General features: G+C 54.7%; 28 protein-coding genes. All 28 read left to right on the top strand.

Annotation, left to right across the window (positions count from 1 at the left end; genetic code table 11):
• Positions 1-22: 22 nt before the first annotated feature.
• The 28 genes from rpsL (at position 23) to rpsM (ending at position 15706) form a co-directional block, all read left to right on the top strand.
• Complete coding sequence (gene rpsL / locus LOY69_RS27075) at positions 23-394, top strand: 30S ribosomal protein S12 (protein ID WP_003186084.1); 372 nt, start codon at positions 23-25, stop codon at positions 392-394.
• Between the two features lie 111 nt (positions 395-505).
• Positions 506-976, top strand: a complete 471-nt coding sequence (gene rpsG / locus LOY69_RS27070; RefSeq protein WP_007925959.1) for a 30S ribosomal protein S7 — start codon at positions 506-508, stop codon at positions 974-976.
• Positions 977-1006: 30 nt separating this feature from the next.
• A complete protein-coding gene (gene fusA, locus LOY69_RS27065) occupies positions 1007-3154 on the top strand; it encodes an elongation factor G (protein ID WP_102882402.1) in 2148 nt (715 codons plus the stop codon).
• A 34-nt stretch (positions 3155-3188) separates the two neighbouring features.
• A complete protein-coding gene (gene tuf, locus LOY69_RS27060; protein ID WP_060841339.1) occupies positions 3189-4382 on the top strand; it encodes an elongation factor Tu in 1194 nt (397 codons plus the stop codon).
• A gap of 140 nt (positions 4383-4522) precedes the next feature.
• Positions 4523-4834: a 30S ribosomal protein S10 gene (gene rpsJ, locus LOY69_RS27055; RefSeq protein WP_003186070.1), complete on the top strand. Its 312-nt coding sequence runs from the start codon at positions 4523-4525 to the stop codon at positions 4832-4834.
• Between the two features lie 80 nt (positions 4835-4914).
• Positions 4915-5550, top strand: coding sequence for a 50S ribosomal protein L3 (rplC, locus tag LOY69_RS27050; protein WP_007924205.1), 636 nt, complete (start codon positions 4915-4917; stop codon positions 5548-5550).
• A gap of 12 nt (positions 5551-5562) precedes the next feature.
• Positions 5563-6165 carry a 50S ribosomal protein L4 gene (rplD, locus tag LOY69_RS27045; RefSeq protein WP_007924200.1) on the top strand — a complete coding sequence of 201 codons (603 nt, stop codon included), beginning with the start codon at positions 5563-5565 and terminating at the stop codon, positions 6163-6165.
• Positions 6162-6461 (top strand): 50S ribosomal protein L23, encoded by a 300-nt coding sequence (gene rplW, locus LOY69_RS27040; protein ID WP_002555488.1) that lies wholly within the window; start codon positions 6162-6164, stop codon positions 6459-6461. Before rplD ends, rplW begins: the two co-directional genes overlap by 4 nt.
• Before the next feature lie 14 nt (positions 6462-6475).
• Complete coding sequence (gene rplB, locus LOY69_RS27035; protein WP_011063775.1) at positions 6476-7300, top strand: 50S ribosomal protein L2; 825 nt, start codon at positions 6476-6478, stop codon at positions 7298-7300.
• A gap of 16 nt (positions 7301-7316) precedes the next feature.
• On the top strand, positions 7317-7592 hold the full coding sequence (gene rpsS, locus LOY69_RS27030; RefSeq protein WP_002555486.1) for a 30S ribosomal protein S19: 276 nt from the start codon (positions 7317-7319) through the stop codon (positions 7590-7592).
• 13 nt (positions 7593-7605) lie between these two features.
• Complete coding sequence (gene rplV / locus LOY69_RS27025) at positions 7606-7938, top strand: 50S ribosomal protein L22 (RefSeq protein WP_003103908.1); 333 nt, start codon at positions 7606-7608, stop codon at positions 7936-7938.
• A 13-nt stretch (positions 7939-7951) separates the two neighbouring features.
• On the top strand, positions 7952-8638 hold the full coding sequence (gene rpsC, locus LOY69_RS27020; RefSeq protein ID WP_007924192.1) for a 30S ribosomal protein S3: 687 nt from the start codon (positions 7952-7954) through the stop codon (positions 8636-8638).
• A gap of 12 nt (positions 8639-8650) precedes the next feature.
• Positions 8651-9064, top strand: coding sequence for a 50S ribosomal protein L16 (rplP, locus tag LOY69_RS27015; RefSeq protein ID WP_003228729.1), 414 nt, complete (start codon positions 8651-8653; stop codon positions 9062-9064).
• Complete coding sequence (gene rpmC / locus LOY69_RS27010; RefSeq protein WP_002555481.1) at positions 9064-9255, top strand: 50S ribosomal protein L29; 192 nt, start codon at positions 9064-9066, stop codon at positions 9253-9255. The genes rplP and rpmC overlap by 1 nt, the downstream gene beginning before the upstream one ends.
• Before the next feature lie 2 nt (positions 9256-9257).
• Positions 9258-9524 carry a 30S ribosomal protein S17 gene (gene rpsQ, locus LOY69_RS27005; protein WP_003194644.1) on the top strand — a complete coding sequence of 89 codons (267 nt, stop codon included), beginning with the start codon at positions 9258-9260 and terminating at the stop codon, positions 9522-9524.
• Positions 9525-9547: 23 nt separating this feature from the next.
• Positions 9548-9916, top strand: coding sequence for a 50S ribosomal protein L14 (gene rplN, locus LOY69_RS27000; RefSeq protein ID WP_002555479.1), 369 nt, complete (start codon positions 9548-9550; stop codon positions 9914-9916).
• 11 nt (positions 9917-9927) lie between these two features.
• A complete protein-coding gene (gene rplX, locus LOY69_RS26995) occupies positions 9928-10242 on the top strand; it encodes a 50S ribosomal protein L24 (RefSeq protein ID WP_007896770.1) in 315 nt (104 codons plus the stop codon).
• A 20-nt stretch (positions 10243-10262) separates the two neighbouring features.
• Positions 10263-10802 (top strand): 50S ribosomal protein L5, encoded by a 540-nt coding sequence (gene rplE / locus LOY69_RS26990; RefSeq protein ID WP_003210069.1) that lies wholly within the window; start codon positions 10263-10265, stop codon positions 10800-10802.
• A gap of 13 nt (positions 10803-10815) precedes the next feature.
• Entirely contained in the window at positions 10816-11121 is a 306-nt protein-coding gene (gene rpsN, locus LOY69_RS26985) for a 30S ribosomal protein S14 (protein ID WP_003228726.1), read from the top strand.
• A 207-nt stretch (positions 11122-11328) separates the two neighbouring features.
• Positions 11329-11721: a 30S ribosomal protein S8 gene (gene rpsH / locus LOY69_RS26980; RefSeq protein WP_011063773.1), complete on the top strand. Its 393-nt coding sequence runs from the start codon at positions 11329-11331 to the stop codon at positions 11719-11721.
• A gap of 12 nt (positions 11722-11733) precedes the next feature.
• Positions 11734-12267: a 50S ribosomal protein L6 gene (gene rplF / locus LOY69_RS26975; protein WP_025129400.1), complete on the top strand. Its 534-nt coding sequence runs from the start codon at positions 11734-11736 to the stop codon at positions 12265-12267.
• A 10-nt stretch (positions 12268-12277) separates the two neighbouring features.
• A complete protein-coding gene (gene rplR, locus LOY69_RS26970) occupies positions 12278-12628 on the top strand; it encodes a 50S ribosomal protein L18 (protein WP_003186037.1) in 351 nt (116 codons plus the stop codon).
• Positions 12629-12631: 3 nt separating this feature from the next.
• Complete coding sequence (rpsE, locus tag LOY69_RS26965) at positions 12632-13132, top strand: 30S ribosomal protein S5 (RefSeq protein WP_007924184.1); 501 nt, start codon at positions 12632-12634, stop codon at positions 13130-13132.
• Positions 13133-13134: 2 nt separating this feature from the next.
• The gene (gene rpmD, locus LOY69_RS26960; protein WP_003176408.1) at positions 13135-13311 is read left to right on the top strand and encodes a 50S ribosomal protein L30; all 177 of its coding nucleotides are present in this window, start codon (positions 13135-13137) and stop codon (positions 13309-13311) included.
• Positions 13312-13314: 3 nt separating this feature from the next.
• Positions 13315-13749: a 50S ribosomal protein L15 gene (gene rplO / locus LOY69_RS26955; RefSeq protein WP_007924183.1), complete on the top strand. Its 435-nt coding sequence runs from the start codon at positions 13315-13317 to the stop codon at positions 13747-13749.
• Positions 13750-15078 carry a preprotein translocase subunit SecY gene (gene secY / locus LOY69_RS26950; RefSeq protein ID WP_007924182.1) on the top strand — a complete coding sequence of 443 codons (1329 nt, stop codon included), beginning with the start codon at positions 13750-13752 and terminating at the stop codon, positions 15076-15078.
• Between the two features lie 24 nt (positions 15079-15102).
• Complete coding sequence (gene rpmJ, locus LOY69_RS26945; protein ID WP_002555468.1) at positions 15103-15219, top strand: 50S ribosomal protein L36; 117 nt, start codon at positions 15103-15105, stop codon at positions 15217-15219.
• 130 nt (positions 15220-15349) lie between these two features.
• On the top strand, positions 15350-15706 hold the full coding sequence (gene rpsM, locus LOY69_RS26940; RefSeq protein ID WP_003186020.1) for a 30S ribosomal protein S13: 357 nt from the start codon (positions 15350-15352) through the stop codon (positions 15704-15706).
• Positions 15707-15713: the final 7 nt, after the last annotated feature.

The raw sequence follows: 15713 nt of genomic DNA, 5'->3' as shown, positions 1-15713 counted from the left end.
AAGACAACAGTGGAGCTAGTAGATGGCAACTATCAACCAGCTGGTACGTCAGCCGCGTAAGCGTATCGTCGAGAAATCCGACGTACCTGCGCTGCAGAACTGCCCGCAACGTCGTGGCGTGTGCACTCGCGTGTATACCACTACGCCGAAAAAACCTAACTCGGCACTGCGTAAAGTATGCCGTGTGCGTCTGACCAACGGTTTCGAGGTTTCCTCGTACATCGGTGGTGAAGGCCACAACCTGCAAGAACACAGCGTCGTACTGATTCGTGGCGGCCGTGTAAAAGACTTGCCAGGTGTTCGTTACCACACCGTTCGCGGCTCCCTGGATACCTCCGGCGTTAAAGGTCGTAACCAAGGTCGTTCGAAGTACGGTACCAAGCGTCCGAAGTAATCGGCCGTTTTGCAGTTTTTAATTATATTGAGTCGATAAGAGTAAGGTCGGGCACGCGTCCATTGGATCAACTGTCCCGAGCTAACCTGAAGACCGTTTGAGGGCTTATCAATGCCAAGACGTCGCGTAGCAGCCAAACGTGAGATTCTGGACGATCCGAAATACGGAAGCCAGATCCTCGCCAAGTTCATGAACCACGTAATGGAAAGCGGTAAGAAGGCCGTTGCCGAGCGTATCGTTTATGGCGCGCTGGAAAAAGTTAAAGAGCGCAAGAACAGCGATCCCCTGGAAATCTTCGAGAAAGCTCTCGACGCCATCGCTCCGCTGGTCGAAGTGAAGTCGCGCCGTGTAGGCGGTGCTACTTACCAGGTTCCGGTCGAAGTTCGTCCGTCCCGTCGTAACGCTCTGGCAATGCGCTGGTTGGTAGACTTCGCCCGCAAGCGCGGCGAGAAGTCTATGGCTCTGCGTTTGGCTGGCGAACTGCTGGACGCTGCCGAAGGCAAAGGTGCTGCAGTTAAGAAGCGTGAAGACGTTCACCGTATGGCTGAAGCCAACAAGGCTTTCTCGCACTACCGCTTCTAATCTCAGCATCATTCATTTTGCGAGGGCTTTATGGCTCGTACTACAGCAATCAACCGCTACCGTAACATCGGTATCTGTGCCCACGTTGACGCGGGCAAGACTACCACTACCGAGCGGATCCTGTTTTACACAGGTCTCAGCCATAAGATGGGTGAGGTGCATGACGGCGCTGCTACCACCGACTGGATGGTGCAGGAGCAGGAGCGGGGTATCACCATTACCTCCGCTGCTGTAACTACCTTCTGGAAAGGTTCGCGCGGCCAATACGATAACTATCGTGTAAACGTTATCGATACCCCCGGCCACGTAGACTTCACCATCGAAGTAGAGCGTTCGCTGCGCGTACTCGACGGCGCGGTCGTTGTGTTCTGCGGTACTTCCGGTGTTGAGCCTCAGTCTGAAACCGTATGGCGTCAAGCCAACAAGTACGGCGTTCCACGTGTTGTTTACGTGAACAAGATGGACCGTGCCGGCGCTAACTTCCTGCGCGTTGTTGGTCAGATCAAAAACCGCCTGGGTCACACCCCGGTTCCGGTTCAGCTGGCTATCGGCGCTGAAGATAACTTCGAAGGTCAGGTTGATCTGATCAAGATGAAGGCTATCTACTGGAACGACGACGACAAGGGTACTACCTATCGTGAGGAAGAAATTCCTGCCGATATGCTGGATCTGGCTAACGAGTGGCGCTCCAACATGGTTGAAGCTGCTGCTGAAGCCAACGAAGAGTTGATGAACAAGTACCTTGAAGAAGGTGATCTGACTCCAGAAGAGATCAAGGCTGGTCTGCGTGCGCGCACCCTGGCTAGCGAAATCGTTCCGGCAGTCTGCGGCTCTTCGTTCAAGAACAAGGGTGTTCCCCTGGTTCTCGACGCCGTTATCGACTTCCTGCCTGCTCCTACCGAGATCCCGGCGATCAAAGGTATCCATCCGGATCTCATCGAGAAGCCGAAGGATGAGCTGGTAGAGGCTGATTACGACGAGCGTCACGCTGACGATTCTGAACCGTTCTCGGCTCTGGCATTCAAGATCGCTACCGACCCGTTCGTTGGTACTCTGACTTTCGTGCGCGTTTACTCGGGCTTCCTGAGCTCGGGCGACTCCGTGATCAACTCGGTCAAGGGCAAGAAAGAGCGCGTTGGTCGTATGGTGCAGATGCACGCCAACCAGCGTGAGGAGATCAAGGAAGTACGTGCAGGCGATATCGCTGCCCTGATCGGCATGAAGGACGTCACCACTGGTGACACTCTGTGCGATCTCGACAAGCAGATCATTCTTGAGCGTATGGACTTCCCTGAGCCTGTGATTTCGGTAGCGGTAGAGCCGAAAACCAAGCAGGACCAGGAAAAGATGGGTATTGCACTGGGCAAGCTGGCTCAGGAAGACCCGTCGTTCCGCGTCAAGACCGACGAAGAGACCGGTCAGACCATCATTTCCGGTATGGGTGAGCTGCACCTGGACATCCTCGTTGATCGCATGAAGCGCGAGTTCAACGTCGAAGCCAACATCGGCAAGCCGCAGGTTTCGTACCGCGAGAAGATCAGCAAGAGCAACGTCGAGATCGAAGGCAAGTTCGTTCGTCAATCCGGCGGTCGCGGTCAGTTCGGTCACTGCTGGATCCGTTTCTCGGAGCCGGACGTCGATGCGAACGGCAACATCACCGAAGGTCTGGTCTTCACCAACGAAGTTGTTGGTGGTGTGGTTCCTAAGGAATACATCCCGGCTATCCAGAAGGGTATCGAAGAGCAGATGAAGAACGGCGTCGTTGCCGGTTATCCGCTGATCGGCCTGAAGGCTACCGTGTTCGATGGTTCCTACCACGACGTCGACTCCAACGAGATGGCGTTCAAGGTGGCGGCCTCCATGGCGACCAAGCAGCTGGCCCAGAAGGGTGGCGGCGTTGTGCTCGAGCCGATCATGAAGGTTGAAGTAGTAACCCCAGAGGACTACATGGGTGACGTGATGGGTGACCTGAACCGTCGTCGTGGTCTGATTCAGGGTATGGATGACTCGGTGTCCGGCAAGGTTATCCGTGCTGAAGTTCCACTGGGTGAAATGTTCGGTTATGCAACTGACGTTCGTTCCATGTCTCAGGGTCGCGCGAGCTACTCCATGGAATTCTCCAAATACGCCGAAGCTCCGTCGAACATCGTCGAAGCTCTCGTTAAAAAACAAGGCTGATTCAGTCTCCCCTTTAGGCTAGGAGTTAATTGTCGTGGCTAAAGAAAAATTTGAACGTAACAAACCGCACGTCAACGTTGGCACTATCGGTCACGTTGACCACGGTAAAACCACTCTGACTGCTGCTCTGACTCGCGTTTGCTCCGAAGTTTTCGGTTCGGCTCGTGTTGACTTCGACAAGATCGACAGCGCTCCAGAAGAAAAAGCTCGTGGTATCACCATCAACACTGCACACGTAGAGTACGATTCGCACATTCGTCACTACGCGCACGTTGACTGCCCAGGTCACGCCGACTACGTCAAAAACATGATCACCGGTGCTGCCCAGATGGACGGCGCGATCCTGGTTTGCTCGGCTGCCGATGGTCCGATGCCACAAACTCGTGAGCACATCCTGCTGTCCCGTCAGGTAGGCGTTCCGTACATCGTTGTCTTCCTGAACAAGGCTGACATGGTTGACGACGCTGAGCTGCTGGAACTGGTTGAGATGGAAGTGCGCGACCTGCTGAGCACTTACGACTTCCCAGGTGACGACACTCCGATCATCATCGGTTCGGCTCTGATGGCTCTGAACGGCCAAGACGACAACGAAATGGGTACCACCGCTGTTAAGCGTCTGGTAGAAACTCTGGACACTTACATCCCAGAGCCAGAGCGTGCAATCGACAAGCCGTTCCTGATGCCAATCGAAGACGTATTCTCGATCTCCGGTCGTGGCACCGTGGTAACTGGCCGTGTTGAGCGTGGCATCGTTCGCATCCAGGAAGAAGTTGAGATCGTTGGTCTGCGCGATACTCAGAAGACTACCTGCACTGGCGTTGAAATGTTCCGCAAGCTGCTCGACGAAGGTCGTGCTGGCGAGAACTGCGGCGTTCTGCTGCGTGGTACCAAGCGTGACGACGTTGAGCGTGGCCAGGTTCTGGTTAAGCCAGGCACCGTTAAGCCGCACACCAAGTTCACCGCTGAAGTTTATGTTCTGAGCAAAGAAGAAGGCGGTCGTCATACTCCGTTCTTCAAAGGCTACCGTCCACAGTTCTACTTCCGTACTACTGACGTGACCGGTAACTGCGAGCTGCCGGAAGGCGTTGAAATGGTAATGCCAGGTGACAACATCCAGATGACTGTCACTCTGATCAAAACCATCGCGATGGAAGATGGTCTGCGTTTCGCTATCCGTGAAGGCGGTCGTACCGTCGGCGCCGGCGTCGTAGCCAAAGTTATCGAGTAATCGACGACTCATGAAGAAGCCCCCGCTTGCGGGGGCTTTTTTATTGGGTTGACACTCTGTGGGGCCGTCTATAGAATTGCGCCTCCTTTTAACGGGCGTATTGCGCCCGGTGGGAATAGCAGCCTGGAGTCTGAAATCCAATGCAAAATCAGCAAATCCGTATCAGGTTGAAGGCTTTCGACCATCGCCTGATCGACCAATCCACCCAGGAAATCGTGGAAACCGCGAAACGTACTGGTGCTCAAGTGCGTGGTCCAATTCCACTGCCTACCCGTAAAGAGCGGTTCACCGTTCTGGTCTCCCCGCACGTCAACAAAGACGCGCGTGACCAGTACGAGATCCGTACTCATAAGCGCGTACTGGACATCGTCCAGCCAACGGATAAAACCGTTGATGCTCTTATGAAGCTTGATCTTGCGGCAGGTGTGGAAGTGCAGATCAGCCTCGGCTAAGACTCGGTCTTAGTCGTGTAACGCTCTGAAATGGGCGGCCATAGCGGGTGAAAGCCCCGTACACTCATGAGGTTTACAACATGACTATTGGTGTAGTCGGTCGTAAATGCGGTATGACCCGTATTTTCACCGAAGAAGGTGTCTCCATTCCGGTCACGGTCATTGAGATCGAGCCGAATCGCGTCACCCAGTTCAAAACTGAAGAAACCGATGGCTATCGTGCAGTGCAAGTCACTGTAGGTGAGCGTCGTGCTTCGCGCGTGACTGCTGCTCAAGCAGGTCACTTCGCTAAAGCGAACGTTGCTGCCGGTCGTGGCGTTTGGGAATTCCGTCTTGAAGAAGGCGAGTACCAAGCTGGCGATCTGATCAATGCAGAAATCTTCGCAGCTGGCCAACTGGTAGATGTTACCGGTCAGTCGAAAGGTAAAGGCTTCGCCGGTACCATCAAGCGTTGGAATTTCCGCGGTCAAGATAACACCCACGGTAACTCCGTTTCCCACCGCGTCCCGGGCTCTATTGGCCAGTGCCAGACTCCTGGTCGTGTATTCAAGGGCAAAAAAATGTCCGGTCATATGGGCGCTGAGCGCGTGACCGTGCAGTCCCTGGAAGTAGTGCGCGTCGACGCTGAACGCAATCTGTTGTTGGTCAAGGGTGCTGTTCCTGGCGCTACTGGCGGCAACCTGGTTGTACGTCCGGCGGCCAAGGCTCGCGGTTAAGGGGAAGCTGACATGCAATTAAATGTAAATGACGCTCAAGCGATCGAAGTTTCCGAACTGACATTTGGCGGCGAATTCAACGAGACGCTGGTTCACCAAGCAGTCGTGGCCTACATGGCTGGCGGCCGTCAAGGTAGCAAGCAGCAAAAGACCCGTTCCGACGTTTCCGGTGGCGGCAAGCGCCCATGGCGTCAGAAAGGTACTGGCCGTGCTCGTGCCGGTACTATCCGTAGCCCAATCTGGCGTGGCGGCGGTACCACTTTCGCAGCTCGTCCTCAGGATCACTCCCAGAAGCTGAACAAGAAGATGTATCGCGCAGCAATGCGTTCCATCCTTGCTGAGCTGGTGCGTACTGATCGTCTGGTCGTGGTTCAGGATTTCGCTGTTGAAACTCCGAAAACCAAAGATCTGCTGGGCAAACTGAACAACATGAGCCTGACCGACGTTCTGATCGTGTCGGACGCTGTTGATCAGAACCTGTACCTGGCTGCTCGTAACCTGCCACACGTTGATGTTCGTGACGTGCAAGGTTCCGATCCAGTTAGTCTGATCGCATACGACAAAGTGTTGATCACTGTGTCGGCCGTGAAGAAATTCGAGGAGCTGCTGGGATGAACCAGGAACGCGTATTTAAAGTTCTGCTTGGCCCGCACGTTTCCGAGAAGGCTACGGTTCTGGCAGACAAGAAAGGCCAGTTCGTTTTCAAGGTTGCTACTGACGCAACCAAGCTGGAAATCAAGAAGGCCGTCGAAAGCCTGTTCAGCGTGAAAGTGGAGCGCGTTACTACCCTGAACGTTCTGGGTAAGAGTAAGCGTACCGCTCGCGGTCTGGGCAAGCGTAATGACTGGAAGAAGGCAGTTATTTCCCTTCAGCCAGGCCAAGATCTCGATTTCAGCAGCAGTGCTGAGTAAGGAAGGGGTGCATCATGGCAATCGTTAAATGCAAACCGACTTCCCCTGGCCGCCGTTTTGTGGTCAAGGTGGTCAACCAGGAGCTGCATAAAGGCGCTCCTCACGCACCGCTGCTCGAGAAGAAATCGAAGTCTGGTGGTCGTAACAACAATGGCCGCATTACCACTCGTCACGTTGGTGGTGGTCATAAGCAGCATTACCGTCTGGTCGACTTCCGTCGCAACGACAAAGATGGCATCGCTGCCACTGTCGAGCGTATCGAATACGATCCAAACCGTACTGCTCACATCGCTCTGCTGCTGTACGCAGATGGCGAGCGTCGCTACATCATCGCCCCTAAGGGCGTGAGCGCTGGCGACCAGCTGATCGCAGGTGCTCTGGCACCGATCAAGCCGGGCAACGCTCTGCAACTGCGCAACATTCCAGTTGGTAGCACCGTACACGGCATCGAACTGAAGCCAGGTAAAGGCGCGCAAATCGCTCGTTCGGCTGGTGCTTCGGCTCAGCTGGTCGCTCGTGAAGGCGTCTACGTGACCCTGCGTCTGCGTTCTGGTGAAATGCGTAAAGTGCTGGCTGAATGCCGTGCGACCCTGGGCGAAGTCTCGAACTCCGAGCACAGCCTGCGTTCGCTGGGTAAAGCTGGTGCCAAACGCTGGCGTGGCGTTCGCCCAACCGTTCGTGGTGTTGCCATGAACCCGGTTGACCACCCACATGGTGGTGGTGAAGGTCGTACCTCTGGTGGTCGTCATCCGGTATCGCCATGGGGCTTCCCGACTAAGGGCGCGAAGACTCGTGGTAATAAGCGTACCGACAAAATGATCGTCCGTCGTCGCAAGTAAATAGAGGGATACGACAGTGCCACGTTCTCTGAAAAAAGGTCCTTTTATTGATCTTCACCTACTGAAGAAGATCGAAGTGGCGGCGGAAAAGAACGATCGCAAACCAGTTAAGACCTGGTCGCGCCGTTCCATGATCCTGCCACAAATGGTCGGTCTGACCATCGCTGTGCATAACGGTCGTCAACATGTTCCAGTTCTCGTGAACGAAGACATGGTCGGCCACAAACTGGGCGAGTTCGCCGGTACCCGTACATATCGCGGGCACGTGGCTGACAAGAAAGCCAAGCGTTAAGGGGTAAGGAATGATGGAAGTAGCCGCTAAGTTGTCGGGCGCTCGAATCTCCGCCCAGAAAGCCCGCTTGGTCGCCGACCAGATCCGCGGGAAGAAGGTGGGCGAAGCGCTCAACCTGTTGGCTTTCAGCAGTAAGAAAGCCGCCGAGATCATGAAGAAAGTGCTGGAGTCGGCCGTAGCCAACGCCGAGCATAACGAAGGCGCAGACGTTGATGACCTGAAGGTCTCCACCGTTTTCGTCAACGAAGGGCGTTCGCTGAAGCGCATCATGCCACGTGCCAAAGGCCGTGCTGATCGCATCGTCAAGCGGTCTTGCCATATCACTGTCAAGGTTGCTGACAAGTAACGGAGTCGAAGAGATGGGTCAGAAAGTACATCCCATTGGCATTCGCCTGGGAATCGTCAAGGAGCACACCTCCGTCTGGTACGCAGACGGTCGGACTTATGCGGACTATTTGCTCGCAGATCTGAATGTGCGTGAGTATCTCCAAGACAAACTAAAAAGCGCGTCCGTAAGCCGTATCGATATCCATCGTCCGGCTCAAACTGCACGCATCACCATCCACACCGCTCGTCCCGGCATCGTGATCGGCAAGAAAGGTGAAGATGTTGAGAAGCTGCGTCAGGACCTGACCAAGCAAATGGGTGTGCCTGTGCACATCAATATCGAAGAGATCCGCAAGCCGGAGCTCGACGGTATGCTGGTTGCGCAGAGCGTAGCTCAGCAGCTGGAGCGTCGCGTAATGTTCCGTCGTGCTATGAAGCGCGCCGTACAGAACGCCATGCGCATTGGTGCCAAAGGCATCAAAATCCAAGTGAGCGGTCGTCTCGGCGGTGCTGAAATCGCACGTACTGAATGGTATCGCGAAGGTCGTGTGCCACTGCACACCCTGCGTGCCGATATCGACTATGCCACCTACGAAGCTCACACCACTTATGGTGTGATCGGTGTGAAGGTTTGGATCTTCAAAGGCGAAGTAATTGGTGGTCGCCAAGAAGAGCTGAAGCCGCAAGCACCTGCGCCTCGTAAAAAAGCTGCTAAGTAAGGGGTACGCCAAATGTTGCAACCAAAGCGTACGAAGTTCCGCAAGCAAATGACCGGCCACAACCGTGGTCTGGCATTGCGCGGTAGCAAAGTCAGCTTCGGCGAGTTCGCGCTGAAGTCTGTTGCTCGTGGTCGTCTCACCGCTCGTCAGATCGAGTCAGCGCGTCGTGCTCTGACCCGTCACGTAAAACGTGGTGGCAAGATCTGGATCCGTGTATTCCCGGACAAGCCTATTTCCAAGAAGCCACTCGAAGTTCGGATGGGTAAAGGTAAGGGTAACGTCGAATACTGGGTTGCCCAGATTCAGCCAGGCAAAGTCCTGTATGAAATCGAGGGTGTTTCTGAAGAGCTGGCGCGTGAGGCTTTCGCCCTGGCTGCTGCAAAGCTGCCGCTCGCCACCTCCTTTGTTAAGCGGACGGTGATGTGATGAAAGCGAATGAACTTCGTGAAAAATCCGCACAGCAGCTGAACGAGCAACTGCTCGGCCTGCTGCGCGACCAGTTCAATCTGCGTATGCAGAAAGCAACTGGCCAGTTGGGGCAGTCTCATCTGCTCTCGCAAGTTAAGCGTGACATCGCTCGCGTGAAGACTGTGCTCAACCAGCAGGCAGGTAAGTAATCATGGCTGAAGCCGAAAAAACTGTCCGTACGCTGACTGGCCGTGTTGTCAGCGACAAGATGGACAAGACCATCACCGTTCTGATCGAGCGTCGCGTTAAGCACCCTATCTACGGTAAATACGTTAAGCGTTCGACTAAGCTGCACGCGCACGACGAAACCAATCAGTGCCACATCGGCGACAAAGTCACTATTCGTGAAACTCGTCCGATGGCCAAGACCAAGTCTTGGGCTCTGGTTGATGTTCTCGAACGCGCTGTGGAAGTCTAAGGGCTAGGGGTCGGAGAAATTATATGATTCAGACTCAATCCATGCTCGATGTGGCCGATAACAGCGGCGCTCGCCGCGTTATGTGCATCAAGGTGCTGGGTGGCTCCCATCGTCGTTACGCTGGTATCGGTGACATCATCAAAGTTACCGTCAAGGAAGCAATTCCTCGCGGTAAGGTGAAAAAAGGCCAAGTGATGACTGCAGTAGTAGTCCGCACTCGCCATGGTGTTCGTCGTGCAGACGGCTCCATCATCCGCTTTGATGGCAACGCTGCTGTTCTGTTGAACAACAAGCAAGAGCCGATCGGCACCCGTATCTTTGGGCCAGTGACCCGTGAACTTCGTACTGAGAAGTTCATGAAGATCGTCTCGCTCGCCCCAGAAGTGCTGTAAGGAGATCCGACATGCAAAAGATTCGTCGTGACGACGAGATCATCGTGATCGCCGGCAAAGACAAAGGTAAGCGCGGTAAGGTGCTTAAGGTTCTGGCTGATGACCGTCTGGTTGTCGGTGGCCTGAACCTGGTCAAGCGTCATACCAAGCCTAACCCGATGTCGGGCGTACAGGGCGGTATCGTCGAGAAAGAAGCGCCACTGCACGCTTCCAACGTCGCCATTTTCAACGGCGAAACCAACAAGGCTGACCGCGTTGGTTTCAAAGTAGAAGACGGCAAAAAAATTCGTGTCTTCAAGTCGACCCAAAAAGCGGTTGATGCTTGAACACTGCTAGGTAGAAGACCATGGCACGACTAAAAGAGATTTACCGGAAGGAAATCGCTCCGAAACTTAAGGAAGAACTTAAGCTTTCGAACGTGATGGAAGTTCCGCGCGTTACCAAAATCACCCTGAACATGGGTCTGGGCGAAGCTATCGGCGACAAAAAAGTCATCGAGCATGCTGTTGCTGACCTGGAAAAGATCACCGGCCAGAAAGTCGTTGTGACCTACGCTCGTAAATCCATCGCTGGCTTTAAAGTCCGCGAAGGATGGCCGATCGGCGTCAAAGTGACCCTGCGCCGTGAGCGTATGTACGAGTTCCTGGATCGTCTGCTGTCGATCTCCCTGCCTCGGGTTCGCGACTTCCGCGGCCTGAATGCCAAGTCCTTCGATGGTCGTGGTAACTACAGCATGGGCGTGAAAGAGCAGATCATTTTCCCGGAAATCGATTACGACAAGATCGATGCTCTCCGCGGTCTGGACATTACCCTGACCACCACTGCCAAGAACGATGATGAAGGCCGCGCTCTGCTGCGTGCTTTCAAATTCCCGTTCCGCAACTGATTGGAGTAGGAAAATGGCCAAGAAGAGCATGAAGAACCGTGAGCTGAAGCGTCAGCTCACCGTTGCCAAGTACGCCACCAAGCGTGCAGCGCTGAAAGCTATCATCGTGGATCTGAACGCAAGTCCAGAAGCCCGTTGGGAAGCTACCGTAGCGCTGCAGAAGCAGCCACGTGACGCAAGTGCCTCGCGCATGCGTAACCGCTGCCGCCTGACTGGTCGTCCGCACGGCGTTTACCGCAAGTTCGGCCTTGGCCGTAACAAGCTGCGTGAAGCTGCAATGCGTGGTGACGTACCAGGTCTGGTTAAAGCCAGCTGGTAATAGCTATCAAAGTCGCGGTGGTCGGGCTCGTAAGATCCCGATCACCGGTGGCCTTGAATCTGAATCAAGCCCCTTTTGGGGCTTGATTCATTTCTGGGGTGTGTCTAGAATGACCGGCTCGCCTGAGCCCGTGTTTTTTGCCCGGAATTTCTCGGCGACAGTTGTAGCCGCAAGGCTAATTCTTTTTGTATCAGGAGCATCTAGCCCATGAGTATGCAGGACCCGTTAGCGGACATGCTAACTCGAATCCGTAATGCCCAGATGGCTGAAAAGTCCGTCGTAAGCATGCCGTCTTCCACGCTGAAGGTGGCTGTAGCAAAAGTCCTGAAGGACGAAGGTTACATCGCGGGTTATCAGATCAGCAGCGAAATCAAACCTCTGCTGTCCATCGAGCTGAAATACTTCGAAGGCCGTCCGGTCATCGAGGAAGTGAAGCGCGTTAGCCGTCCAGGCCTGCGTCAGTACAAGTCCGTTGAAGAGCTGCCGAAAGTACGTGGCGGTCTTGGCGTGTCTATCGTCTCCACCAACAAAGGTGTGATGACTGATCGTGCTGCGCGCGCTGCCGGTGTCGGCGGCGAAGTTCTTTGCACTGTGTTCTAAGGGGGGATAAGCATGTCTCGCGTCGCTAAGAACCCCGTTAAGCTGCCAGCTGGTGTCGAAGTTAAATTCGCCGGCCAACAGCTTTCGGTGAAGGGTGCCAAGGGCACTCTCGAACTGAACGTTCACTCGTCCGTTGAAATTGTTGAGGAAGCTGGTGAGCTGCGTTTCGCTGCTCGCAATGGCGACCAACAAACTCGTGCAATGGCCGGTACCACTCGTGCTCTGGTAAACAACATGGTCCAAGGCGTTAGCCAAGGCTTCGAGCGTAAGCTCCAGCTGGTCGGTGTTGGTTACAAGGCACAAGCAAAAGGCACAGTGCTGAACCTGGCCCTCGGCTTCTCGCATCCAGTGGATTACGAACTGCCGGAAGGCATCACCGCTGAGACTCCTAGCCAGACCGATATCCTGATCAAGGGCATCGATAAGCAGCTGGTAGGTCAAGTGGCCGCTGAGATCCGCGACTTCCGTCCACCAGAGCCTTACAAAGGTAAAGGTGTGCGCTACGCGGACGAAGTCGTCCGTCGTAAAGAAGCCAAGAAGAAGTAGGGCATAGCAAATGACCGACAAAAAAGTTACTCGACTGCGTCGCGCTCGCAAAGCACGCCTGAAAATGCACGAACTCGAAGTCGTGCGTCTCTGCGTGTTCCGCTCTTCGCAGCACATCTACGCCCAGGTCATTTCGGCCGACGGCAACAAAGTCCTGGCGAGTGCCTCGACTTTGGATAAAGAACTGCGTGATGGCGCCACTGGCAACATCGACGCGGCCACTAAGGTTGGCCAGCTGGTCGCTACGCGTGCAAAAGCCGCTGGCGTCTCGCAGGTGGCTTTCGACCGCTCTGGCTTCAAGTACCACGGTCGCGTCAAGGCGCTGGCTGATGCTGCTCGTGAAGCTGGGCTGGAGTTCTAAGTTATGTCAAATAACGACCAAAAGCGCGACGAAGGCTACATCGAGAAGCTGGTTCAAGTTAACCGCGTAGCCAAAACCGTTAAAGGCGGCCGTATCTTCACTTTCACCGCGTTGACCGTGGTTGGTGATGGTAAGGGCCGTGTTGGCTTCGGCCGTGGCAAGTCGCGTGAAGTGCCTGCTGCGATCCAGAAGGCAATGGAAGCTGCTCGCCGCAACATGATCCAAGTTGATCTGAACGGCACCACTCTGCAGTACGCTATGAAGTCCGCTCATGGCGCTTCCAAGGTGTACATGCAGCCTGCTTCTGAAGGTACCGGTATCATCGCTGGCGGCGCTATGCGTGCTGTCCTCGAAGTTGCTGGTGTTCAGAACGTTCTGGCCAAGTGCTACGGCTCGACTAACCCAGTAAACGTGGTTCATGCCACTTTCAAAGGTTTGAAGGCTATGCAGTCCCCTGAATCCATTGCCGCCAAGCGTGGCAAAAGCGTCCAGGAGATCATCTGATCATGGCTACCGTTAAAGTAACGCTGATCAAAAGCATGACCGGCCGTATCCCTAACCACAAACTGTGCGTTAAGGGTCTGGGCCTGCGTCGCATCGGTCACACTGTAGAAGTCCAAGATACTCCCGAGAATCGCGGGATGATCAACAAGGCTTACTACATGCTGCGTGTCGAGGGTTAATCGATGAAACTCAATGATCTGAGTCCAGCGCCGGGTTCCCGTCGCGAAAAGCATCGTCCGGGCCGTGGTATCGGTAGTGGTTTGGGTAAGACTGGTGGCCGTGGTCACAAAGGTCAGACTTCCCGCTCCGGTGGCACCATCGCTCCAGGCTTTGAAGGCGGTCAACAGCCGCTGCATCGTCGCCTGCCGAAGTTCGGTTTCGTTTCCCTGAAAGCCATGGACCGCGCAGAAGTGCGTCTGTCCGAACTGGCCAAAGTGGAAGGCGACATCGTCACCGTGCAGTCCCTGAAAGATGCCAACGTGATTAACCAGAACGTTCAGCGTGTGAAAATCATGCTGTCCGGCGAAGTTACTCGCGCTGTGACCATCAAGGGTATCGCAGCCACCAAAGGTGCGCGTGCGGCTATCGAAGCAGCTGGCGGCAAGTTCGAGGAATAAATGGCTAAGCAAGGTGCTCTCTCTGCGCTCGGCAAAGGCGGTATGTCTGAACTCTGGGCTCGTCTGCGTTTTCTGTTCCTGGCGATTATCGTCTACCGAATAGGCGCACACATCCCGGTTCCAGGTATCAACCCGGACCGACTCGCAGACCTGTTTCGACAGAATGAGGGGACCATTCTTAGCTTGTTCAACATGTTTTCCGGCGGCGCGCTGGAGCGGATGAGCATTTTTGCACTGGGGATCATGCCGTACATCTCGGCTTCGATCATCATGCAACTTATGACAGCCGTCAGTCCGCAGTTGGAGCAGTTGAAGAAGGAAGGTGAAGCTGGCCGTCGCAAGATCAGCCAGTACACCCGCTACGGCACTGTCGTCCTAGCTCTGGTTCAGGCCATCGGCATGTCCGTTGGTCTGGCAGGGCAGGGCGTTGCGTTCACTGGTGACTTTGGCTTCCATTTCGTCGCGGTATCCACGTTTGTGGCTGGTGCGATGTTCATGATGTGGCTGGGTGAGCAGATTACTGAGCGTGGTGTTGGCAACGGTATCTCGATGTTGATTTTCGCAGGTATCGTCGCCGGTCTTCCGAGAGCGATCGGGCAGTCTTTCGAGTCTGCGCGTCAGGGTGATATCAACATTTTCGCCTTGGTTGCGATCGGTTTGCTGGCAGTAGCGATTATCGGTTTTGTGGTGTTCATTGAGCGTGGCCAGCGTCGTATTGCTGTTCACTACGCCAAGCGTCAGCAGGGCCGCAAGGTTTTTGCTGCGCAGACCAGCCACTTGCCGCTGAAAGTGAATATGGCCGGTGTAATTCCTGCTATCTTCGCGAGCAGCATTTTGCTGTTTCCGGCTTCGTTGGGTGCCTGGTTCGGTCAGTCTGAAGGTATGGGCTGGTTGCAGGACATCTCGCAGTCGATCGCTCCTGGTCAGCCGTTGAATATTCTGCTGTTTAGTGCAGGGATTATTTTCTTCTGCTTCTTCTATACGGCGTTGATGTTCAATCCGAAAGACGTAGCGGAAAACCTGAAGAAGTCCGGTGCCTTTATTCCGGGCATCCGTCCAGGTGAGCAGTCGGCGCGCTACATTGATGGCGTTCTGACCCGCTTGACCATGTTCGGTGCTCTATATATGACGGCCGTGTGTCTGTTGCCCCAGTTCCTGGTGGTTGCTGCAAACGTTCCGTTCTACCTTGGCGGGACCTCGTTGCTGATCGTGGTCGTGGTTGTTATGGACTTTATGTCGCAAGTACAATCGCACCTCGTTTCCCACCAGTACGAATCCCTGATGAAGAAAGCCAACCTGAAGGGTTACGGCAGCGGCATGCTGCGCTAATCCATAAGGTTCGAGGAGTTGGTGATGAAAGTTCGTGCATCGGTGAAAAAGCTGTGCCGTAACTGCAAGATTATTCGCCGCGAAGGTGTTGTTCGAGTAATTTGCAGCGCGGAACCGCGTCACAAACAGCGCCAAGGCTGAGTGTGATTGTGCTTCAAGCCCGGCAGCTAGTGCGCTGCCGGGTTGATTATTTGTTATTACAGCGATATTATCTCGCGCCCTATTTCTTGGCTTCCGGGGCGTAGGTAGCTGTCAATTGGAGTCCCACTGAATGGCCCGTATTGCAGGCGTTAACATTCCAGATAACAAGCATACTGTTATCTCGCTGACCTACATCTATGGTGTTGGTCGCACTACTGCGCAGAAAATCTGTGCAGTGACTGGGGTCAACCCAGCTGCGAAGATCAAGGATCTGAGCGACGAGCAAATTGAACAGCTGCGTGGCGAAGTGGCGAAGTTCACCACTGAAGGTGACCTGCGTCGCGAAATCAACATGAAAATCAAACGCTTGATGGATCTGGGCTGCTACCGCGGTCTGCGCCATCGTCGTGGTCTTCCAGTGCGCGGTCAGCGTACCAAGACCAACGCGCGTACTCGCAAAGGTCCGCGTAAGCCGATCCGCAAGTAATCGCACC

This window comes from Pseudomonas sp. B21-059, from assembly GCF_026016285.1.
Lineage (GTDB): Bacteria > Pseudomonadota > Gammaproteobacteria > Pseudomonadales > Pseudomonadaceae > Aquipseudomonas > Aquipseudomonas danubii.
The sequence above is the reverse complement of the archived record's forward strand: the minus strand, read 5'-3'. Positions and strand labels throughout refer to the sequence as shown.